15 protein-coding genes are annotated in these 20,388 nt (G+C 69.3%); 10 read left to right on the top strand and 5 right to left on the bottom strand.

Annotated elements, in window-relative coordinates; all coding sequences use genetic code 11:
• The first annotated feature begins 57 nt into the window (after positions 1-57).
• Entirely contained in the window at positions 58-1,161 is a 1,104-nt protein-coding gene (locus ACZ6TU_RS01060) for a glycosyl hydrolase family 18 protein (RefSeq protein ID WP_469545754.1), read from the top strand.
• On the top strand, positions 1,158-2,153 hold the full coding sequence (locus ACZ6TU_RS01055; protein WP_469545751.1) for a phosphotransferase family protein: 996 nt from the start codon (positions 1,158-1,160) through the stop codon (positions 2,151-2,153). The genes ACZ6TU_RS01060 and ACZ6TU_RS01055 overlap by 4 nt, the downstream gene beginning before the upstream one ends.
• Here ACZ6TU_RS01055 and ACZ6TU_RS01050 read toward each other — a convergent pair.
• From ACZ6TU_RS01050 to ACZ6TU_RS01035, 4 genes are read right to left on the bottom strand one after another with little or no spacing between them, the layout of a single operon-like run.
• On the bottom strand, positions 2,128-2,904 hold the full coding sequence (locus ACZ6TU_RS01050; RefSeq protein ID WP_469545748.1) for a succinate dehydrogenase/fumarate reductase iron-sulfur subunit: 777 nt from the start codon (positions 2,902-2,904) through the stop codon (positions 2,128-2,130). The two genes, ACZ6TU_RS01055 and ACZ6TU_RS01050, sit on opposite strands and share 26 nt — an antisense overlap.
• Positions 2,901-4,841, bottom strand: a complete 1,941-nt coding sequence (locus ACZ6TU_RS01045) for a fumarate reductase/succinate dehydrogenase flavoprotein subunit (RefSeq protein WP_467678770.1) — start codon at positions 4,839-4,841, stop codon at positions 2,901-2,903. Before ACZ6TU_RS01045 ends, ACZ6TU_RS01050 begins: the two co-directional genes overlap by 4 nt.
• A 16-nt stretch (positions 4,842-4,857) precedes the next feature.
• Positions 4,858-5,694, bottom strand: coding sequence for a hypothetical protein (locus tag ACZ6TU_RS01040; RefSeq protein WP_467678772.1), 837 nt, complete (start codon positions 5,692-5,694; stop codon positions 4,858-4,860).
• A gap of 55 nt (positions 5,695-5,749) precedes the next feature.
• Complete coding sequence (locus ACZ6TU_RS01035; RefSeq protein ID WP_467678774.1) at positions 5,750-6,040, bottom strand: hypothetical protein; 291 nt, start codon at positions 6,038-6,040, stop codon at positions 5,750-5,752.
• 288 nt (positions 6,041-6,328) lie between these two features.
• Between ACZ6TU_RS01035 and ACZ6TU_RS01030 the strand changes: the two genes are divergently transcribed.
• From ACZ6TU_RS01030 to ACZ6TU_RS00995, 8 genes are all read left to right on the top strand, one after another.
• Complete coding sequence (locus ACZ6TU_RS01030; protein ID WP_469545742.1) at positions 6,329-8,521, top strand: ABC transporter family substrate-binding protein; 2,193 nt, start codon at positions 6,329-6,331, stop codon at positions 8,519-8,521.
• 114 nt (positions 8,522-8,635) lie between these two features.
• Positions 8,636-9,313 carry a hypothetical protein gene (locus ACZ6TU_RS01025; RefSeq protein ID WP_467678778.1) on the top strand — a complete coding sequence of 226 codons (678 nt, stop codon included), beginning with the start codon at positions 8,636-8,638 and terminating at the stop codon, positions 9,311-9,313.
• A gap of 178 nt (positions 9,314-9,491) precedes the next feature.
• Entirely contained in the window at positions 9,492-11,399 is a 1,908-nt protein-coding gene (gene typA / locus ACZ6TU_RS01020; protein ID WP_386634001.1) for a translational GTPase TypA, read from the top strand.
• 601 nt (positions 11,400-12,000) lie between these two features.
• Positions 12,001-13,641, top strand: coding sequence for a peptide ABC transporter substrate-binding protein (locus ACZ6TU_RS01015; protein ID WP_467678780.1), 1,641 nt, complete (start codon positions 12,001-12,003; stop codon positions 13,639-13,641).
• A gap of 143 nt (positions 13,642-13,784) precedes the next feature.
• Complete coding sequence (locus ACZ6TU_RS01010) at positions 13,785-14,711, top strand: ABC transporter permease (RefSeq protein ID WP_467678781.1); 927 nt, start codon at positions 13,785-13,787, stop codon at positions 14,709-14,711.
• Positions 14,704-15,672, top strand: a complete 969-nt coding sequence (locus ACZ6TU_RS01005) for an ABC transporter permease (RefSeq protein WP_469545736.1) — start codon at positions 14,704-14,706, stop codon at positions 15,670-15,672. Before ACZ6TU_RS01010 ends, ACZ6TU_RS01005 begins: the two co-directional genes overlap by 8 nt.
• A gap of 11 nt (positions 15,673-15,683) precedes the next feature.
• A complete protein-coding gene (locus ACZ6TU_RS01000) occupies positions 15,684-16,742 on the top strand; it encodes an ABC transporter ATP-binding protein (protein ID WP_467678785.1) in 1,059 nt (352 codons plus the stop codon).
• Positions 16,735-17,883, top strand: a complete 1,149-nt coding sequence (locus ACZ6TU_RS00995) for an ABC transporter ATP-binding protein (protein WP_467678787.1) — start codon at positions 16,735-16,737, stop codon at positions 17,881-17,883. The genes ACZ6TU_RS01000 and ACZ6TU_RS00995 overlap by 8 nt, the downstream gene beginning before the upstream one ends.
• A 264-nt stretch (positions 17,884-18,147) precedes the next feature.
• On the opposite strand, the gene ACZ6TU_RS00990 is transcribed toward ACZ6TU_RS00995, so the two are convergent.
• On the bottom strand, positions 18,148-20,271 hold the full coding sequence (locus ACZ6TU_RS00990) for a S9 family peptidase (RefSeq protein ID WP_469545731.1): 2,124 nt from the start codon (positions 20,269-20,271) through the stop codon (positions 18,148-18,150).
• Positions 20,272-20,388 lie beyond the last annotated feature (117 nt).

The raw sequence follows: 20,388 nt of genomic DNA, 5'->3' as shown, positions 1-20,388 counted from the left end.
ACCGGTACGGCTCGTCCTCCCCGGCAACACCAACCGCACCACCCGGGGGGAGACGGCATGGAACGCGTGGAGGGCACGACCCAGGACGAAGCAGCAGTCGGCGACGGCGAGAACCGCGCACAGGAGGCTCCCGCACCCGACAGTGAAAGAAACAGAAGGCGTCGGCGCCGGGTCAGACGCACGGTGCTCGTCCTGCTTCTGGTCCTCCTGGTCCCTCCCCTGTCCGGCCTGACAGCCCTCTACATCAACTACCAGGGCGACCCCGCACAAGGCACCCACACCAGAAACCGCGACGCACTCTGGCTCGGCCACGCCTGGGTCGACGGCCGCAAGAAGGACGCCGACGTCACCGCCCTGGCCCGCCGCCTGCGAGGCACCGGCATCCGCGACCTCTACGTCCACTCAGGCCCGTTGGAACACGACGGCACGCTCCCGAAGTCGGTCTATCCACGAGCCCGTTGGTTCATCGACGCCGTACGCGGGAAACTCCCCGGCGTCCGCGTCCAGGCCTTCCTGGGCGACGTTCTCGCCACCGAGGGCCCTGACGGCATGCGCCTGGAGAACCCGGACACCCGAGCCGCCGTTCTCCGCTCCGCCCGCCAGGTCCTGGACACCGGCTACGACGGCATCCACCTCGACCTGGAGCCCCTGCACTCCGGAGACCGGAACTACCTCACCCTCCTCGACGCCCTGCGCCGCGAGACCCGCTCCCGGGGCGCCCTGCTCTCCGTAGCGGCCCACCAGATCGACCCGCTCCCCGCCCTCCACTCCGTCTTCGGGACGTTCACCGACCACCCCAAGTGGTGGTCGCAGGAGTTCTTCGGCCAGGTCGCCCGCCACGTCGACCAGATCGCCGTCATGTCGTACGACACCGCGCAGCCACTGGAGAGCACCTACGGCGGCTACGTCGCCCAGCAGACCTCCCTCGCCCTGGAGGTCACCCCGCCCTCCACCGACCTGCTGATGGGCCTGCCCTTCTACTGGGAGAGCAACTTCGACCACTGGGGCCACGCCGAGACCGTGCCCGCCGCCGTCCGGGGCGTCCGCCTGGGCCTGTCCCGCACGGACGCCGACCGGGCCCGCTTCGGCGTCGCGCTGTACATCGACTTCGCAGCGACCGATGCGGACTGGCGTGCGTACAAGGAAGACTGGGTGCGGTGACCAGGACCCGACGGCACCTCACCCGCACCGACCTCGCCCCCCTGACCCGCGCCGCCCTGGGCCCCGGCCGCACCCTCACCACCGTGGAACGCCTGCGCGGCGGCACCAAGAAGGGCGTCTACCGCCTGACCCTCGACGACGACTCCACGGCCGTCGCCTACGTGTGGTCGGCCGACGAGGACTACTGGGACCAGCCGGACCCCGACCCCCGGGACGTCTTCTCGCACGGCACCGGCCTCGGCTTGTTCACGGCGGCACACGACCGCCTGGCCGCCTCCGGCGTCCGCACCCCACGCCTCCTGTACGCCGACGCCACACACACGCACCTCCCGGCCGACGCGGCCGTCGTGGAGGACGTGACCGGCGGCAGCCTGGAGGACGCCCTCGCCCGGGACCCGCGCGAGGCACCTCGGCTCATGGACCGGATGGCGGACCTGCTCGCCGCCCTGCACTCCCACACCGGTCCCCGCTTCGGGAAGGTCGCCGTCGTCGACAACGGCGGTTCCTCCCACGGCGTCTCCTGCGAACAGCGCATCACCGACGGCGCCCTGCGGTGCATCGCGGAAGCGGCCCGGCGCGAACCCCGTGCCGCCGCCGTACGCCGGGAACTGGAGGACACGATCCACGCCCTGGCCGCCGAGGTCCGCCCCCGTGACCGTCACACCCTCGTCCACGCCGAACTGGGCCCGGACCACGTCCTGCTCACGCCCGACGGGCAGCCGGCGCTCATCGACATCGAGGGCCTGATGTACTTCGACGTCGAGCACGAGCACGTCTTCCTCAGGCTCCGCTTCGGCCCCCACTACGACGCCTTGCGGGCCCCGGGTCTGGACGAGGCCCGCCTGCGTCTCTACCGCCTGTCGATGCACCTCGGCCTGGTCTCGGGGCCGCTGACGCTCATCGAGGGTGACTTCCCGCATCCGGAGCGCATGCGGGAGATCGCCCAGCACAACCTCCAGCAAGCGCTCAGCCTGCTGAAGAGCGCCTCCTGATCTTCGAACCCAGCCACACCAGCGGGTCGTACTTGCGGTCGATCGCCCGTTCCTTCAGGGGGATCAGCGCGTTGTCCGTGATCTTGATGCCCTCCGGGCAGACCTCCGTACAGCACTTGGTGATGTTGCAGTAGCCCAGGCCGTGTTCGTCCTGGGCGGTGGTCTTGCGGTCCAGGCCGGATTCCGCCGCCGCGTCCAGCGGATGCATGTCCAGCTCCGCCACCCGCATCAGGAAACGGGGCCCCGCGAACGCCTGCTTGTTCTCCTCGTGGTCGCGGACCACATGGCAGGTGTCCTGGCACAGGAAGCACTCGATGCACTTGCGGAACTCCTGCGAGCGGTCCACGTCCTCCTGCATCATCCGGTACTCGCCGGGACCGAGATCCGCGGGCGGCACGAAGGCCGGGACCTCCCTGGCCTTCGTGTAGTTGAAGCCGACATCGGTGACCAGGTCGCGGACGACCGGGAACGCCCGCAGCGGCGTCACCGTGATCGTCTCATCCCGGTCGAACACCGACATGCGTGTCATGCACAGCAGCCGCGGCCGGCCGTTGATCTCGGCGGAGCACGAACCGCACTTGCCCGCCTTGCAGTTCCAGCGCACGGCGAGATCGGGGGCCTGGGTGGCCTGGAGGCGGTGGATGATGTCGAGCACCACCTCGCCGTCGTTGACCTCGACCTTGAAGTCCTCAAGGCCGCCGCCGCTCACGTCCCCGCGCCACACCTTGAAGTGGGCCGTATAGCCGCTCATTCGTAGAGCTCCTCTTCGGCGAGGTACTTGACCAGCTCCTCCTTGTCGAACAGGGCGAGCAGGTCGGCACGGACGGGTTCGGTGGTCTCGCGGGTGAGGGTGATCTGGCCGCGGACCGGGTCCGAAGCCGCCAGACCGCCCGTCGGGTCGGTGAGCGCGCACAGCAGGTTGATCCGGCGCCACTTGCGGTCCATCCCCGGATGGTCCTCGCGGGTGTGCCCGCCGCGGGACTCGGTGCGCTCCAGCGCGGCCCGCGCCACGCACTCGCTGACCAGCAGCATGTTCCTGAGATCCAGGGCGAGGTGCCAGCCCGGGTTGAACTGCCGGTGCCCCTCGACGCCGGCCCGGCGCGCCCGGCCCCGCAGCTCGGCCAGCTTCTCCAGGGCCTGCTTCATCTCCGTCTCGCGGCGGATGATGCCGACCAGGTCGTTCATCGTCTGCTGGAGTTCCTGGTGCAGGGTGTACGGGTTCTCCGGCGGGCCGCCCTTCGGCTCCTCGATCTCCGCCTCGGCGGAGAAGGGCCGCAGGGCCTCGGCGGCGGCGGAGTCGATCTGGACGTCGTCCACGGCGGGCCGCGCCCCCGTCAGCCCCGCCGCGTACTCGGCCGCGTGCCGGCCCGCCCGGCGGCCGAACACCAGCAGGTCGGACAGGGAGTTGCCGCCGAGCCGGTTGGAGCCGTGCATGCCGCCGGCCACCTCACCGGCCGCGTACAGCCCGGGCACGCCGCGCGCCGCCGCCGTGTCGGACTCGACCGCGACGCCGCCCATCACGTAGTGACAGGTGGGCCCGACCTCCATCGCCTCCGCCGTGATGTCGACGTCCGCCAGTTCCTTGAACTGGTGGTACATCGACGGCAGCCGACGCTTGATGACCTCGGCGGGCATCCGGGTCGACACGTCGAGGAACACGCCCCCGTGCGGCGAGCCGCGCCCCTCCTTCACCTCGGTGTTGATCGCCCGCGCGACCTCGTCACGGGGGAGCAGCTCGGGTGGGCGCCGGTTGTGGTCCGGGTCGTCGTACCAGCGGTCGGCCTCGTCCTCGGTCTCGGCGTACTTGTCCTTGAAGACATCGGGGATGTACTCGAACATGAACCGCTTGCCGTCGGAGTTGCGCAGCACCCCGCCGTCGCCGCGCACCGACTCGGTGACGAGGATGCCCTTGACCGACGGCGGCCAGACCATGCCCGTCGGGTGGAACTGCACGAACTCCATGTTCAGCAGGGGAGCGCCCGCGAGGAGGGCCAGCGCGTGACCGTCGCCGGTGTACTCCCAGGAGTTCGACGTCACCTTGAAGGACTTGCCGATGCCGCCCGTGGCGATGACGACAGCCGGTGCCTCCAGGACGAAGAAGCGGCCGGACTCGCGCTCGTAGCCGAAGACCCCGGAGACGCGCCCGTCCTCCTTCAGGACTCGGGTGACCGTGCACTCCTGGAAGACCCTCAGCCGGGACTCGTAGTCGCCGGTCTCCTTGAAGTCCTCCTGCTGGAGCGCGACGATCTTCTGCTGGAGGGTGCGGATCAGCTCCAGGCCCGTGCGGTCGCCGACGTGCGCGAGGCGCGGGTACTCGTGGCCGCCGAAGTTGCGCTGGGAGATCCGGCCGTCCTTGGTGCGGTCGAACAGCGCCCCCCAGGTCTCCAGCTCCCACACCCGCTGCGGCGCCTCCTGCGCGTGCAGCTCGGCCATCCGCCACTGGTTGAGGAACTTGCCGCCGCGCATGGTGTCGCGGAAGTGGACCCGCCAGTTGTCGTTCTCATTGGCGTTGGCCATCGCCGCCGCGATACCGCCTTCGGCCATCACCGTGTGCGCCTTGCCGAACAGCGACTTGCAGATCACGGCCGTACGGGCGCCCCGCTCGCGGGCCTCGATGGCGGCGCGCAGCCCGGCGCCGCCGGCTCCCACCACGACGACGTCCCACTCCTGCCGGTCGACCACGGACATCAGAACGCACCCCTCATCAGAAGAACCGCGGATCGTCGAAGGCACCGGACGCGACCAGGTAGACGTAGAAGTCGGCGAGCGCCACGCTCACCAGCGACGCCCAGGCGAGCAGCATGTGCCGGGCGTTGAGCTTCCCGACCCACTGCCACATCCGGTAGCGCACGGGATGCTTGGAGAAGTGCTTGAGCTTGCCGCCGACGATGTGCCGGCACGAGTGGCAGGACAGCGTGTACGCCCAGATCAGCGCGATGTTGACCAGGAACACGAGCGTGCCGAGGCCCATGTGGCCCCACTCGTAGTTCTCGTCGCGGAAAGCGAGCACGGTGTCGTAGGTCAGGATCCCGGCGACGAGGAGCGCGGCGTAGAAGAAGTACCGGTGGATGTTCTGGAGCACCAGCGGGAAGCGGGTCTCGCCCGTGTACTTCTCGTGCGGCTCGGCCACCGCGCAGGCCGGCGGGGACGCCCAGAAACCCCGGTAGTAGGCCTTGCGGTAGTAGTAGCAGGTCAGCCGGAAGCCGAGCGGGAAGATCAGGATGATGATCGCGGGGGAGATCCCCCACCAACTGCCGAAGATCTCCCAGTTGGGGCCGGCCTTCATCGGCTCGCATCGCTCCGCCAGACACGGGGAGTAGAAGGGCGAGACGTACGGCGCCGCGTAGTAGTCGGCGTCGGCGAAGGCCCGCCAGGTGGAGTAGACGATGAAGGCCAGCAGGCCGGCGACCGTGCCGGCCGGGGCCAGCCACCAGCGGTCGGTGCGCAGGTGCGGGGCGTCGATCGCGGCGCGCGCACCCGCCCGTACGCCGCCGCTTCGGGGATGGGGTTCTGTGGCGGGAGGTTCCGTACCAGTGGCCACTGTGACGACTCCGGTCGGGTTCGGGGGAGGTGCCGGTCGCTCGACGCCCTCCTGGTCAGGGAGCGCGCCGGTCCCGGGCGCCGAGCCCCTCGTCGTCCGAGTCGACCCACAGCGCGGGGTCGTACGGCGCGTCCGAGATGGTGACGAGGTCGGGGCGCTTCGGTGCGGCCGGTGTGGCGGCGGCGTCGCGCAGCAGGGCGACGCTCTCGCGCAGGTGGCTGGCGTCGGCACGGACGCGGCGCATCTCCAGGCCGCCGGTGCCGAGCTGCTTCTCCAGGCGTCCCAGCGACCGGAACAGCTCGTCGAGACTGCGCTGGACTGACGTCAGTTCATCGTGAACGGACATGACTTGCCCTCACTTCCGCGGGTCCTTCGAGGCCCAAGGCGGCAACGTTCATGCGCCTGCGAGTGTTGCGCGTCACACCTTGTGCTGTGAAGGGATGTGCATCGATTGGCCGAGGCGCGTGGGTGCACTCTGCGGTGCGTTGCGCCGCACGGGTGACTTCCCGACCGTGACCGCCGTGTCGCCCTGTGTTGCCGAACCCTTTCCTCTTCAGTGGCCGCATACATCAGATGAACTCCAAATACCGCCAAAAGTGATCATAACGCCCGCGGCTTCCCGGAGGTAGCACAGATGTCCCAGCACGGCGTCGGCCCGCGCGCGGTCACGCGCTCGGTCGCCCTCCTCACCGCGGGCGTGCTCGCGGTGCCCGCGCTCGCCGGATGCGGCTCCGAGGACCCGGCGGGCACGCCGCTCGCCGCACCGGACACCCGGCCCGCGAGCCGCGACCGGATCGCCGACGGCGGCACCCTGCGCTGGGCCGTGGACTCCGTGCCCGACACCCTGAACACCTTCCAGTCGGACGCCGACGCCACCACCGCCCGCGTCGCCCAGGCCGTCCTGCCGTCGATGTTCCGGATGAACGCCAGTGGCCGTCCGGAGCGCAATCCCGCCTACCTGGAGTCCGCCAAGGTCGTCGAGACCGAGCCCAAGCAGGTCGTCCTGTACAAGCTGAACCAGCAGGCCGTCTGGAGCGACGGCCGGGAGATCGGCGCCGCCGACTTCGCCGCCCAGTGGCGTGCCCTGTCCGGCAAGGACACCGCCTACTGGACCGCACGCAACGCCGGCTACGACCGCATCCAGAAGATCGAGCGCGGGGACAGCGCCCTGGAGGTCAGGGTCACCTTCAGCCGCCCCTACGCCGACTGGCGGTCGCTGTTCTCGCCGCTGTACCCGAAGGACGTCATGGGCACCCCGGACTCCTTCAACGACGGGGCACGCAAGAAGCTCAAGGTCAGCGCCGGTCCCTTCACGGTGAAGAAGGTCGACCGCGAGGACGACGAGATCACCCTCGCCCGCAATCCGCGCTGGTGGGGCAAGCCGGCCAAGCTCTCCGAGATCGTGCTGCGCTCCGTGCCGCGCGACGAACGGGCCGCCGAGCTGGCCGCCGGCACCCTCGACGTGGCCGAGATCGACCCCGTCGCCGCCCGCCGCATCACCGTCGCCGCCCGCCCCCGCAGCTCCAGCAGCCCGCTGACGGGCCCCGGCGCCGCCCGGTCCACCGCGAACGCCCTGCGCTCCTGGGCCGTCACCAACGGCTCCGACGAGAAGGCCGCGGACGAGGAGACCGTCGCCCGCAGCAAGCTGCGCAAGGCGGCCGCCAAGTACGCCCGGCAGCAGCAGGCCCTGCGCGGCTTCGAGGTGCGCAAGTCCCTGGAGCCCGCCTACACCCAGCTCGCCCTGAACGGCGCCGAGGGCCCGCTCGCCGACGAGCGCGTCCGCAGGGCCGTCGCCCGCGCCCTCGACCGCAAGGAACTGGCCGAGGCCGTCCTGAAGCCCCTGGGCCTGCCCGCAGTCCCGGTGGGCAGCCACCTCGCCCTCTCCGGCCAGGCCGCCTACGCCGACAACAGCGGCGCCCTCGGCGGCCGGGACACCAAGGAGGCACAGGCCCTGCTCGCGGACGCCGGGTGGGTGCGCGGCGGCCCCGTCAAGGAGCAGGAGAAGAAGGAGGAGGGGGAGAAGGCGGCCGGCGCCGAGGGCGAGAAGGCCGGCGCCTCCAAGGAAAAGTCGGACGACGACGGCACGTACGTCGACGGCGAGGACAACAAGGCGCACGGCCGGCAGGACCCCGCCGACCACCTCGCCCAGGACGGCAAGCAGCACACGCAGCCGGACCAGGGCGCCGCCCCCGGCGCGTACGCCCCCAAGGGCACCGCCGCCCCGGCCAACCAGGAGGCCGCCCGGCTCGCCAAGAACGGCAAGCCGCTCACCCTCCGCTTCGTCCTCCCCTCCGGGCCCGGCTCCCAGACGCTGCGCACGGTCGCCGACCGCATCTCGCGCATGCTGGAGCGCGTCGGCATCGGCACGGACATCTCCAAGGTCTCCGACGAGTCCTACTTCAAGGACCACATCGCGTCCGGTCAGTACGACCTCGCCCTGTACTCCTGGCCCGCCACCGCCTTCCCCGCCACCGACGCCCGCCCCGTCTACGCCAAGCCCGTCCCGGCCGCCGACGGCTCCCTGAACGTCGAGCAGAACTACACCCGCGTCGGCACCGACCAGGTCGACCAGCTCTTCGACGAGGCCGTGTCCACCCTCGACGAGGGCGAGTCCCGCTCCCTCATCCGCAAGGCCGACTCCCGCATCTGGGCGGCGGCCGGCTCCATCCCCCTCTTCCAGCGCCCCCAGCTCATCGCGGCCCGCAAGAACCTCGTGAACACCGGCGCCTTCGGCTTCGGCACGCCGGTGTTCGAGGACATGGGTTATCTGAAGAAGGGCGCGAAGCCGGCTTCGGGCCCGTCGGCGAAGGAATCAGCCGCCCCGTAGCTCTGGGAACGCTCAAACGCCTTGCCGTCTCCCGCCCGGCGTCCGCACCATGAGATCAGCAGTGATCATGGTGCGGACGCCGGGCGTCCGTACACGGGGGACAGGAGCCGGCGGATGCGCGGAACGGTACGGCGGGCCTGCGCGGCCGGGCTGGCCATCGGGGTGCTGGTGACGGGGCTGACGGCATGTGCGGGGGACGCGGGCGACGACAAGGCGCCCAAGGCCCGCAAGACCGACAGGGCCGTCGTGAAGGCCTGCGCGGACGGCACCTTCACCTGGTCCCGGGTCACGGAGCGGGACCGGCTGACCGGCGTCTCCGCCCTCGAGCGGCTGGGCACGGGTGGCGGCAGGCTGCACAACTCGATGCGGCGGGTGTACACGCCCAGCCCCTCGGTGCGCGCCGACGGACCGGCCCCGTCCGCCGCCGAGATCCTCTTCTCGCTCGGCAAGAAGACAGGCGAGATCGACTCCGACGCGCCCACCCTGGCCGAGGCGGGCGGAGACACCTGGGGGTTCACCGACGTCCGGCTCCCGGCCCCGGAGCTCGACTCCGACCGCGTCGCGCCCGGCGCGGCGGGCGAGTTCGTCCAGTACGCCGGCGTGAAGGAAGTCTCGGCGGACTTCCGCTACACGTGCCCGGACGGGGGAACCGTCTCCGGCCACGCCCGGAACTGGACGGTCGACTTCACCGGCCTGATCGACTGCGAGGAGCGCCCCGACTCGCCCCTGGGCCGCGAGGCCGCCCGGCACTCCTGCGGCGAGGCAGGGGCTGACGCCGCCGGCCCCCGGTGATCCGGGAACGCCGAGCACCAGTAAAACCACCCTGACCTGCACCGACGTATCCCGGCTAACCCCAGCGGTAGCGGACCCGTACCATGGGGTGAGGCCGTGGCATGTTGAGCCCGGCAGGGCCCGCGCACCACCGATGTACGCGCAGGGCATTCCTCACACTCCGGGAGTACGCCTTCTTATGGCCACGCGCCACGACATCCGCAACGTCGCCATCGTCGCCCACGTCGACCACGGCAAGACCACCATCGTCGACGGCATGCTGAAGCAGGCCGGCGCCTTCGCCGCCCACCAGCTCGAAGGCGTCGACGACCGCATGATGGACTCGAACGACCTGGAGCGTGAGAAGGGCATCACGATCCTGGCCAAGAACACGGCGGTGAAGTACCACCCGAAGGACGGGGGGGACGTCATCACCATCAACATCATCGACACCCCCGGCCACGCCGACTTCGGTGGTGAGGTCGAGCGCGGTCTGTCGATGGTCGACGGTGTCGTCCTGCTCGTGGACGCCTCCGAGGGCCCGCTCCCGCAGACCCGCTTCGTGCTGCGCAAGGCGCTCCAGCAGCGGCTGCCCGTCATCCTCTGCATCAACAAGACGGACCGCCCGGACTCCCGGATCGACGAGGTCGTCAACGAGACGTACGACCTGTTCCTCGACCTGGACGCCGACGAGGAGCAGATCGAGTTCCCGATCGTCTACGCCTGCGGCCGCGACGGCATCGCCTCGCTGACCAAGCCGGACAACGGCACGGTCCCCGCCGACTCCACCAGCCTGGAGCCGTTCTTCTCCACGATCCTGGAGCACATCCCGGCCCCGACCTACGACGAGGCCGCCCCGCTCCAGGCCCACGTCACCAACCTGGACGCCGACAACTTCCTCGGCCGCATCGCGCTGCTCCGCGTCGAGCAGGGCGAGCTGCGCAAGGGCCAGACGGTCGCGTGGATGAAGCGCGACGGGTCCGTCAGCAGCGTCCGCATCTCCGAGCTGATGATGACCGAGGCGCTCACCCGCAAGCCGGCGGAGAAGGCCGGCCCCGGTGACATCTGCGCGGTCGCCGGTATCCCGGACATCATGATCGGCGAGACGCTGGCCGACCCGGAGAACCCGGTCGCGCTGCCGCTGATCACGGTCGACGAGCCCGCGATCTCCATGGTCATCGGCACCAACACCTCCCCGCTGGTCGGCCGTGGTGCCACCGGCAAGGGCGCCGACAACAAGGCGGCGGTCAAGGACCGCAAGGTCACCGCCCGTCAGGTCAAGGACCGCCTCGACCGCGAGCTGATCGGTAACGTCAGCCTCCGCGTGCTGGACACCGAGCGGCCGGACGCCTGGGAGGTGCAGGGCCGTGGTGAGCTGGCGCTGGCCATCCTGGTCGAGACGATGCGCCGGGAGGGCTTCGAGCTGACCATCGGCAAGCCGCAGGTCGTCACCAAGGAGGTCGACGGCAAGGTCTACGAGCCGGTCGAGCGCATGACGATCGACGTGCCCGAGGAGCACATGGGCGCCGTCACGCAGCTCATGGGCGTCCGCAAGGGCCGCATGGACAACATGTCCAACCACGGCTCCGGCTGGGTCCGCATGGAGTTCGTCGTGCCCTCGCGCGGCCTCATCGGCTTCCGGACCGAGTTCCTGACGCAGACCCGCGGCACCGGCATCGGCCACTCCATCCACGAGGGCTTCGAGCCCTGGTTCGGCACCCTCCAGACCCGTAACAACGGCTCGCTGGTCGCCGACCGTTCCGGTGCGGTCACCGCGTTCGCGATGACCAACCTCCAGGAGCGCGGCGTGCTGTTCGTGGAGCCGGGCACCGAGGTGTACGAGGGCATGATCGTCGGAGAGAACTCCCGCGCCGACGACATGGACGTCAACATCACCAAGGAGAAGAAGCTCACCAACATGCGGTCGTCGACGGCCGATGTGACCGAGTCGATCGTCCCGCCGCGCAAGCTGTCGCTGGAGCAGTCCCTGGAGTTCTGCCGGGACGACGAGTGCGTCGAGGTCACCCCGGAGGCCGTGCGCATCCGCAAGGTGAACCTGGACGCCCGCGAGCGCGCCCGCGCCGCGAGCCGCGCCAAGCACGGCTGACGCCTGCCGTTCGACGACACCGGGCACTCCGCCTCGCGGGGTGCCCGGTGTCGTCGTAAAGCGGAGGGAACGCAAAGGGAAGGGTTAGGGAAAACCCTCGATTTGCCGGGTAAAGCCGTCCGGAGCGCCCCGTTCGCACTACCCTGCTGCGGAAGCGCCGCGCCCTGCCCACGCACGGGCCGTACAACGGCCTTGCGGCGGAGGCCTCTTGAGTGCGCGACAGCCACGAGTGGCACCCTGCACGGCGGCCACGGTAGCCGCAAGCGGTTTATCTCATTCTCGCGTCCGGAATGCGGACACTCGCCACCGATAGATGTGTAACAAGTCCGTTTCGCAGGGATCTTTCACCAAACCCTTTGTCCGGATTTTGGAAGATGTAGGCGCGAGCTGTGATCGAACCGAGACCTCGAGAGTGTGGTTCGCTCCTGGCGCATGGCAGATAGTTAGGCGCGTAGAGCTCGGATGAACGGGTCACTCGCTGGAGGCGGCGCCGACTCACGAGCGCGGGGGCACCTGACGATTTCCGGCACCGGCGACGGGCGGTGCGGTGGTCTGTCTGTGCTCCCCTTGCGGTGAACCAATGACTTCATAGGAGGAACCCATGCGCGGTGCCAAGAGCGCCAAGTGGGTCGCGGGGGCGATAGTCGTCGCCCTGGCCGCCACCGCCTGCGGCGGCGGCGACGACAGTGCCGGCGACGACATGAACAAGGGGAAGGCCGACCCGAACGGCATCGTCACTGCGCAGCTGAGCGAACCTCAGAACCCGCTGCAGCCGGCCAACGCCAAGGAGAGCCAGGGCAGCCGTGTCCTGCGCACGATCTTCGCGAACCTGGTCGACTACGAGCCCGGCACCGGCAAGCTCGAGTACGTCAACGCCGAGTCGGTCACGCCGAACGACGACTCGTCGGAGTGGACCGTCAAGCTCAAGCCGGGCTGGAAGTTCCACGACGGCACGCCGGTCACCGCGAAGTCCTACGTGGACTCCTGGAACTGGTCGGCCAACATCAAGAACAGCCAGACCAACTCCAGCTGGTTCGCGGACATCGTCGGCTTCGAGGACGTGCACCCGGAGAAGGGTGACCCGAAGACCGACAAGATGTCGGGCCTGAAGGTCGTCGACGACAACACCTTCACCATCAAGCTGACGCAGCCGGTCTCGTACTTCGCGTACAAGCTGGGCTACGACGTGTGGGCGCCGCTGCCTGAGGCCTTCTTCAAGGACCCGAAGGGCTTCGGCGAGAAGCCGGTCGGCAACGGCCCGTACAAGTTCGTCTCCTGGGAGCACAACAAGCTCATCAAGGTCCGCAAGTTCGCGGACTACCAGGGCCCGAACAAGGCCAAGAACGGCGGCATCGACTTCAAGAACTACACGACCGCCGACGCCGCGTACTCGGACCTGCGCTCCGACAACGTGGACTGGATCGAGCAGGTTCCGACCACCGCGCTGACGAACTACAAGACGGACCTCGGCGACCGCGCCATCGACCAGCCGTACTCGGCCGTCCAGTCGATCGTCCCGGCGTTCTACACCAAGCAGTTCAAGGACATCGACCCCAAGGTCATCCAGGGTCTGTCCATGGCGATCGACCGCCAGACGATCACCAAGACCGTCCTCCAGGGCACGCGTACCCCGGCCGACTCCTACGTCGCCCCGGGTGTCCTCGGCTACAAGAAGGGCGCGCTCGGCGACATCGTCAAGTTCGACCCGGCCCAGGCCAAGAAGCTCATCCAGGAGGGTGGCGGCGTCCCGGGCAACAAGCTCCAGATCCAGTACAACGCCGACCAGGACCACAAGCCCTGGGTCGACGCGGTCTGCAACTCGATCCGCAAGTCCACCGGCGTGGAGTGCACCGGCGACCCGAAGCCGACCTTCCAGGCCGACCTCGACGCCCGTGACAACGACCAGGTCAAGTCCATGTACCGCGGTGGCTGGGTGCTCGACTACCCGGTCAACTCGAACTTCATGCGCGACCTGTACGGCACCACGTCGGCCGGTAACACCAGCGGTTACTCCAACAAGGAGTTCGACAAGCTGAGCTCCGAGGCCGACAAGGCGAGCTCGATCGACGAGACCGTGGCGAAGTACCAGCAGGCGGAGCAGCTCCTCGCCAAGGACATGCCGGCCATCCCGCTCTGGTTCTACAAGGTCAACAGCGGCCAGTCGACGCACATCCTGGGCAAGATCCCCTACGGCCAGGACGGTGACCCGATCTTCGACGAGGTCCAGGTCAAGCAGAAGTAAGAAGACGACCGCAGACCGGTGCCGCCCTCCCGTCAGGGGAGCGGCGGCGCCGGTCCGTAGGCACAGGCCTCCACCTCACCCCCTTAACCTGCGGTAGATGAGTGCGCAGGCCTCGCCGACCCCTCACGGCATGGAGGCGCAAGATGGGGCGCTACGCCGCCAGGCGACTGCTCCAGATGATCCCGATCTTCATCGGGACGACTCTGTTGATCTTCTTGATGGTCCACATCCTGCCGGGCGACCCGGTCCGGGCCATCTACGGGGACAAGGCTCCCGATCCCGCACAGATCGCGCAGATCAAGCGCGAGTACGGCTTCGACAAGCCCGTCCTCGAACAGTACGTCCACTACATGTGGAATCTCCTCCAGGGAGACTTCGGCAAGAACCTCGCCGGCCGTCCGGTCACCGAGCTCATGTCCGAGGCCTTCCCGGTGACGCTGCGGCTGACGCTGCTGGCCATCACCATCGAGATCATCATCGGTGTGGGCCTCGGCGCGTGGGCCGGTCTGAGGGCCGGCAGGGCCGCCGACACCGGTGTGCTGGTCTTCACGCTGACGGTGATCTCCATCCCGGTGTTCGTCCTGGGCTTCATCGCCCGGTTCATCTTCGCGGACGAACTCGGCTGGCTGCCGCCCAACGTCCAGGACTCCACGGACTTCTCACAGTTGTTCCTGCCGGCCTTCGTCCTCGCCATGCTGTCCATGGCGTACGTGGCCCGGCTGACCCGGACGACCTTCGCCGAGAACCTGCGGGCCGACTACATGCGCACCGCGCTCGCCAAGGGTTTGCCCCGGCGCCGCATCATCGGTGTCCACCTGCTGCGCAACTCGCTGATCCCCGTGGTCACCTTCGTCGGCACCGACGTCGGCGGCTTCATCGGCGGCGCGGTCATCACCGAGGGCATCTTCAACATCCAGGGTGTCGGCAACCTCCTCTACAGGGCGATCCAGACGAGCGAGGGCTCGACGGTCACGGGTGTGGTGACGGTGCTCGTCCTCGTCATCCTCCTGATCAACCTGCTCATCGACCTGCTGTACGCGGTCCTGGACCCGAGGATCCGGTATGCCTGACGTGACCAAGGCCGAGACCACCGACGCCGCGGCCGTGGACGCCGTGGCCCCGCCGGCAGTCGGCGTACCCGCCGAGGAGAGCGGCGATAAGCGCGACAAGCCCCGCTCTCTGTGGGGCGACGCCTGGTACGACCTGCGGCACCGGCCCATGTTCTGGATCTCCTCGGTGCTGCTGCTCCTGCTGCTGGTGATCGCCGCGTTCCCCGGCTGGTTCACCAGCGTCGACCCGCGTGACGGCGACCTCGTCCACCATTACCTGGGCAAGCCGCAGATGGGACACTTCTTCCAGCCCGACTGGTTCGGCTACGACCAGCAGGGCCGTTCCATCTACTCGCGTGTCATCCACGGCACCCGTGCCTCGATCCTCGTCGGCGTCGGCGTGACCGCCCTGGTCACCCTGCTCGGCGGTCTGCTCGGCATGCTGGCGGGCTACTTCGGCGGCTGGATCGACTCGGTGATCTCCCGGATCGTCGACATCTTCTTCGGTCTGCCGTTCCTGCTCGGCACGATGGTCGTCCTGAACGCCTTCACCGAGCGCAAGGTGTACGTGGTGATCCTGGCCCTGGCCTTCCTGGGCTGGACCTCGATCGCGCGCGTCACGCGCAGCTCCGTGATCACGGCCAAACAGGCCGACTACGTGATGGCGGCCAGAGCACTCGGCGCCGGCACCACGCGGATCCTGTTCCGCCACGTGATGCCGAACGCCATCGCGCCGACCATCGTCGTGGCCACGATCGCCCTCGGCGGTTACATCTCCGCGGAGGCGACGCTGTCGTTCCTCGGCCTCGGCCTCAGCGACCCGACGATCTCGTGGGGCATCGACATCTCCGAGGGCAGCAAGGTGATCCGGGACAACCCGCACACGCTGCTGTTCCCGGCGGGCATGCTCAGCCTCACGGTCTTCGCGTTCATCATGCTCGGCGACGCGGTCCGCGACGCCCTTGACCCGAAGCTGCGCTGAGGAGGGCGTACGTGACCACCATCGAAGAGACCCGTGACGTGCCCGAGCCGCGAGGCGCGGCCGGGGACGACATCCCCCTGCTCGAAGTGCGCGATCTGCACGTCGAGTTCCACACCCGCGACGGCGTGGCCAAGGCCGTCAACGGCGTCAACTACACCGTGAGCTCCGGCGAGACCCTCGCCGTGCTCGGCGAGTCCGGCTCCGGCAAGTCCGTGACCGCCCAGGCGATCATGGGCATCCTCGACATGCCGCCCGGCCGGATCCCCCAGGGCCAGATCCTGTACCGGGGCGAGGACATGCTCACCATGTCCAATGACGCCCGGCGCAAGATCCGCGGCAGCAAGATCGCGATGATCTTCCAGGACGCGCTCTCCGCGCTGAACCCGGTGCTGTCCGTCGGCTACCAGCTCGGCGAGATGTTCCGCGTCCACCAGGGCCTGAGCAAGAAGGACGCCAAGGCCAAGGCCATCGAGCTGATGGACCGCGTGAAGATCCCGGCCGCGAAGGAGCGCGTCGGCGACTACCCGCACCAGTTCTCCGGCGGTATGCGCCAGCGCATCATGATCGCGATGGCGCTCGCCCTGGAGCCGGACCTGATCATCGCCGACGAGCCGACCACGGCTCTCGACGTGACGGTCCAGGCCCAGGTCATGGACCTGCTCGCGGAGCTCCAGCGCGAGTACAACATGGGCCTCATCCTGATCACCCACGACCTCGGCGTCGTCGCCGACGTCGCGGACAAGATCGCGGTGATGTACGCGGGCCGGATCGTGGAGACCGCCCCCGTGTACGAGCTGTACAAGCGGCCCGCGCACCCCTACACCAAGGGTCTGCTCGAGTCGATCCCGCGCCTGGACCAGAAGGGCCAGGACCTGTACGCGATCAAGGGCCTGCCGCCCAACCTGACCCGCATCCCGTCCGGTTGCGCCTTCAACCCGCGCTGCCCGCAGGCGCAGGACATCTGCCGTACGGACGTCCCGCCCCTGCACCCGGTCACCGAGCGGGACGGCGGCGAGCTCGTCGGCCGCGGCAGCGCGTGCCACTTCTGGAAGGAGACGATCCATGGCTGAGCTGGACAAGGCGGACGAGTCCATGGACGCCACCCCCAACGTCACCGAGGTCGAGACGGTCGAGGCGGCCACCGACGAGGAGGCCGTGGCCGCGATCGAGGCGCCGGTCGAGCGCGGTGAGCCGATCCTTCAGGTGCGCAACCTGGTGAAGCACTTCCCGCTGACCCAGGGCATCCTGCTGAAGCGTCAGATCGGCGCGGTCAAGGCCGTGGACGGGGTCTCCTTCGACCTCTACCAGGGCGAGACGCTCGGCATCGTGGGCGAGTCCGGCTGTGGCAAGTCCACGGTCGCCAAGCTGCTGATGATGCTGGAGAAGGCGACCGCGGGCGAGATCTTCTACAAGGGCCAGGACATCACCAAGCTGTCCGGCCGCGCCCTGAAGGCCGTACGCCGCAACATCCAGATGGTCTTCCAGGACCCGTACACGTCGCTCAACCCCCGTATGACGGTGGGCGACATCATCGGGGAGACCTTCGAGATCCACCCCGAGGTGGCGCCGAAGGGCGACCGCCGCCGCAAGGTCCAGGACCTGCTGGACGTGGTCGGTCTCAACCCGGAGTACATCCACCGCTACCCGCACCAGTTCTCGGGCGGTCAGCGCCAGCGCATCGGCATCGCCCGCGGCCTGGCGCTCAACCCCGAGATCATCATCTGCGACGAGCCGGTCTCCGCGCTGGACGTGTCCGTCCAGGCGCAGGTCATCAACCTGATGGAGAAGCTGCAGGACGAGTTCAACCTGTCCTACCTCTTCATCGCGCACGACCTGTCGATCGTCCGGCACATCTCGGACCGGGTGGGTGTGATGTACCTGGGCAAGATGGCCGAGATCGGTACGGACACGGAGATCTACGACCACCCGACCCACCCCTACACCCAGGCCCTGCTCTCCGCGGTCCCGGTCCCCGACCCGGAGTCCCGCGAGGGCCGCGAACGCATCATCCTCACCGGCGACGTCCCGTCCCCGGCCAACCCGCCCTCGGGCTGTCGCTTCCGCACCCGCTGCTGGAAGGCCCAGGACAAGTGCGCCCAGGAGGTCCCGCTCCTCGCGGTCCCCGAGCGTTTCAAGGGCGAGGACACCCCGGCGGCCCACGAGTCGGCCTGCCACTTCGCCGAGGAGAAGGACGTGGTCCACGCGGCCTGAGGCGTCCCTACGACGCCCTTTCCGGTTCCCGGCCCTTCCAGGAGGTGCCGGGAACCGGCGCGTCCGCGATCGGCCGGGCTGAGGGCAGTCGTGCAGTCCCCTGCCCTGCCGAAGTGCCCACAAACCTCCGCGAACTGCGTTAACACGCAGGCAACTTCGCCGACCCGATCCCGATATACGGACGCGTCAGGCTGGACAGCGTACGGCCGTGCGGGTGCCGTAAACGGGCCGGGGCGCGCCATGTCGCCCCGGCCCGTTGCATGCTCAGACGCCGGTGATCCCCAGGGACCGCTTCAGGAAGTCCACCTGGAGCAGCAGCAGGTTCTCCGCGACCTGTTCCTGTGGGGTGATGTGCGTGACCCCGGACAGCGGCAGCACCTCGTGCGGGCGGCCGGCGGCCAGGAGGGCCGAGGAGAGGCGCAGGGCGTGGGCGACGACCACGTTGTCGTCGGCGAGGCCGTGCACGATCATCAGCGGGCGGCGCGGCTCGGCGGGGGAGGACAGGCCGTCCGCCGTGACGAGGGAGCTCCTGGCGTACGCGTCCGGGTGCTCGGCCGGGTTCCCCAGGTAACGCTCCGTGTAGTGCGTGTCGTACAGGCGCCAGTCCGTCACCGGCGCGCCCGCGATCCCCGCGTGGAAGACGTCCGGCCGGCGCAGCACCGCGAGGCCGGCCAGCCAGCCGCCGAAGGACCAGCCGCGGATCGCCACCCGGGACAGATCCAGCGGAAACCTCTTCGCGAGGTCCTCCAGGGCGTCCACCTGGTCGTCCAGCGACAGCGTGAAGTCGTGGTGGATCTCCTTTTCCCATGCGGGAGAGCGGCCCGGGGTGCCCCGGCCGTCCGCGACGACCACCGCGAATCCCTGGTCCGCGAACCACTGCGAGGTGAGATGCGGGTTGTGGGCGGCGAAGACCCGCTGCCCGTGCGGCCCGCCATAGGGGTCCATGAGCACCGGCAGAGGGGTGTCACCGGCGTAGTCCCGAGGCATAAGCACGGCGCATGGGATGCGGCGTGCGCCCCCCTCTGTGAGTTTCACGCGGGGGGACATACCAGGATCTTCGGCGTACGAAGGAACAACAGCCGTCGGTTTTCCATCGCGCACCACCTGCACCCGTGCACCCGGCCGGTCCAGCGTCGCCGAGACCAGAACCGTCACGTCCCCGGCCCGCGCCGCCGAGTGCACGCCCGGCTCCTGCGACACCCGCTCCACGCCCAGCTCGTTCACCCGGTACACATGCACCTGGCCCGTCTCCGCCTCGGCGGCCTCCTCGCCGGCCGACGCGGAGACCAGCACGTCGTCGTCGGAGACGTCCAGCACGGCCCGCACATGCAACTGCGCTCCCGTGAGCGGCCGGTCCCCGACGGCCAGCACCCGCGCACCGCCCTCGTCCGCGATCCGCACCAGCTGTCCGGCCGGACTCCAGCACGGCACCCCGGGGAAAAGATCAAGCCATGTTCGATCTTCATCGGCGTGCACCATCCGGGTCGCACCCGACTCCGGGTTCACGGCAAGAATCAGCTGGCTGCGCTGGTCGCGCGCCTGTACGAGCAGCAGCGGCGCGCCCGCCGCTGACCAGTGCACACGCGCCAGATACGGGTACCGTGCCCGGTCCCAGGCGACCTCCGTGCGCGCGCCGTCCAGGCCGATCACGAACAGCCGTACGTCCGCGTTGCCGGTGCCCGCTGCCGGATACGCCACCCGCTGCGGCTCGCGTTCCGGATGCGCCGGGTCGGAGATCCACCACCGGTCCACCGGCGTGTCGTCCGCGCGCGCCACGAGCAGCCGGTCCGACTCCGGAGCCCACCAGAAGCCGCGCGACCGCCCCATCTCCTCGGCCGCGATGAACTCGGCCAGTCCATATGAGACATTTTCCGACTCCGGCTCGGCGAGCGCCCGGTCGTCCTCCCCCTCGGCGCCCACGACGCGCAGCGCACCCTGCGCGACGTAGGCGACATGCCGCCCGTCGGGCGACGGACGCGGGTCGATCACCGGCCCGGGCGTGGGCAGTTCACGTGCCGTCCCGGCCCGCAGCTCGGCCGCGAAAAGCCGGCCTGACAAGGCGAAAGAGGCCAACTCGACGGCCGCGTCGGTGGCGTACCCGACGATGCCGGCGCCGCCCTCCCGGCTGCGTTCACGCCGGGCGCGTTCCTCGGGTGAGAGGTCCTCCGAGGCGCCGCCCAGCAGGGAGCGCGGGTCGGCGGCCACGCGCTCCCCGCCCTCCTCCGTGTCGAGGACCCACAGCGAATTCGCCCGGTCGGTACCGGAACCGGAGCGCAGGAACACGACACGCGAACCGTCGGGCGCCACAGTGAACGAACGTGGCGCGCCCAGCGTGAAGCGCTGGGTACGGGCGTGCCGCCGGGGGAAGGAGTCAAGCTCGGTCGTCATGCCCTGACCATATTGGCCATGCGCCCCCTTGTGCGGCCGTGCGCCGATCGATGCGCACGGACGGATAGTTATGATCAATGGCGCATAGTGGGTATGAACCTGCTGGCTGTTGTACGG

Source organism: Streptomyces sp. NPDC052064 (assembly GCF_055585925.1).
The sequence above is the reverse complement of the archived record's forward strand: the minus strand, read 5'-3'. Positions and strand labels throughout refer to the sequence as shown.

What these genes read in the sequence shown, in the direction of transcription:
- ACZ6TU_RS01060 (WP_469545754.1), top strand. Translation starts at nt 58, where the DNA reads ATGGAACGCGTGGAGGGCACGACCCAGGACGAAGCAGCAGTCGGCGAC.
- ACZ6TU_RS01050 (WP_469545748.1), bottom strand. Translation starts at nt 2,904, where the DNA reads ATGAGCGGCTATACGGCCCACTTCAAGGTGTGGCGCGGGGACGTGAGC.
- ACZ6TU_RS01045 (WP_467678770.1), bottom strand. Translation starts at nt 4,841, where the DNA reads ATGTCCGTGGTCGACCGGCAGGAGTGGGACGTCGTCGTGGTGGGAGCC.
- ACZ6TU_RS01035 (WP_467678774.1), bottom strand. Translation starts at nt 6,040, where the DNA reads ATGTCCGTTCACGATGAACTGACGTCAGTCCAGCGCAGTCTCGACGAG.
- ACZ6TU_RS01030 (WP_469545742.1), top strand. Translation starts at nt 6,329, where the DNA reads ATGTCCCAGCACGGCGTCGGCCCGCGCGCGGTCACGCGCTCGGTCGCC.
- ACZ6TU_RS01025 (WP_467678778.1), top strand. Translation starts at nt 8,636, where the DNA reads ATGCGCGGAACGGTACGGCGGGCCTGCGCGGCCGGGCTGGCCATCGGG.
- typA (WP_386634001.1), top strand. Translation starts at nt 9,492, where the DNA reads ATGGCCACGCGCCACGACATCCGCAACGTCGCCATCGTCGCCCACGTC.
- ACZ6TU_RS01015 (WP_467678780.1), top strand. Translation starts at nt 12,001, where the DNA reads ATGCGCGGTGCCAAGAGCGCCAAGTGGGTCGCGGGGGCGATAGTCGTC.
- ACZ6TU_RS01010 (WP_467678781.1), top strand. Translation starts at nt 13,785, where the DNA reads ATGGGGCGCTACGCCGCCAGGCGACTGCTCCAGATGATCCCGATCTTC.
- ACZ6TU_RS01005 (WP_469545736.1), top strand. Translation starts at nt 14,704, where the DNA reads ATGCCTGACGTGACCAAGGCCGAGACCACCGACGCCGCGGCCGTGGAC.
- ACZ6TU_RS00995 (WP_467678787.1), top strand. Translation starts at nt 16,735, where the DNA reads ATGGCTGAGCTGGACAAGGCGGACGAGTCCATGGACGCCACCCCCAAC.
- ACZ6TU_RS00990 (WP_469545731.1), bottom strand. Translation starts at nt 20,271, where the DNA reads ATGACGACCGAGCTTGACTCCTTCCCCCGGCGGCACGCCCGTACCCAG.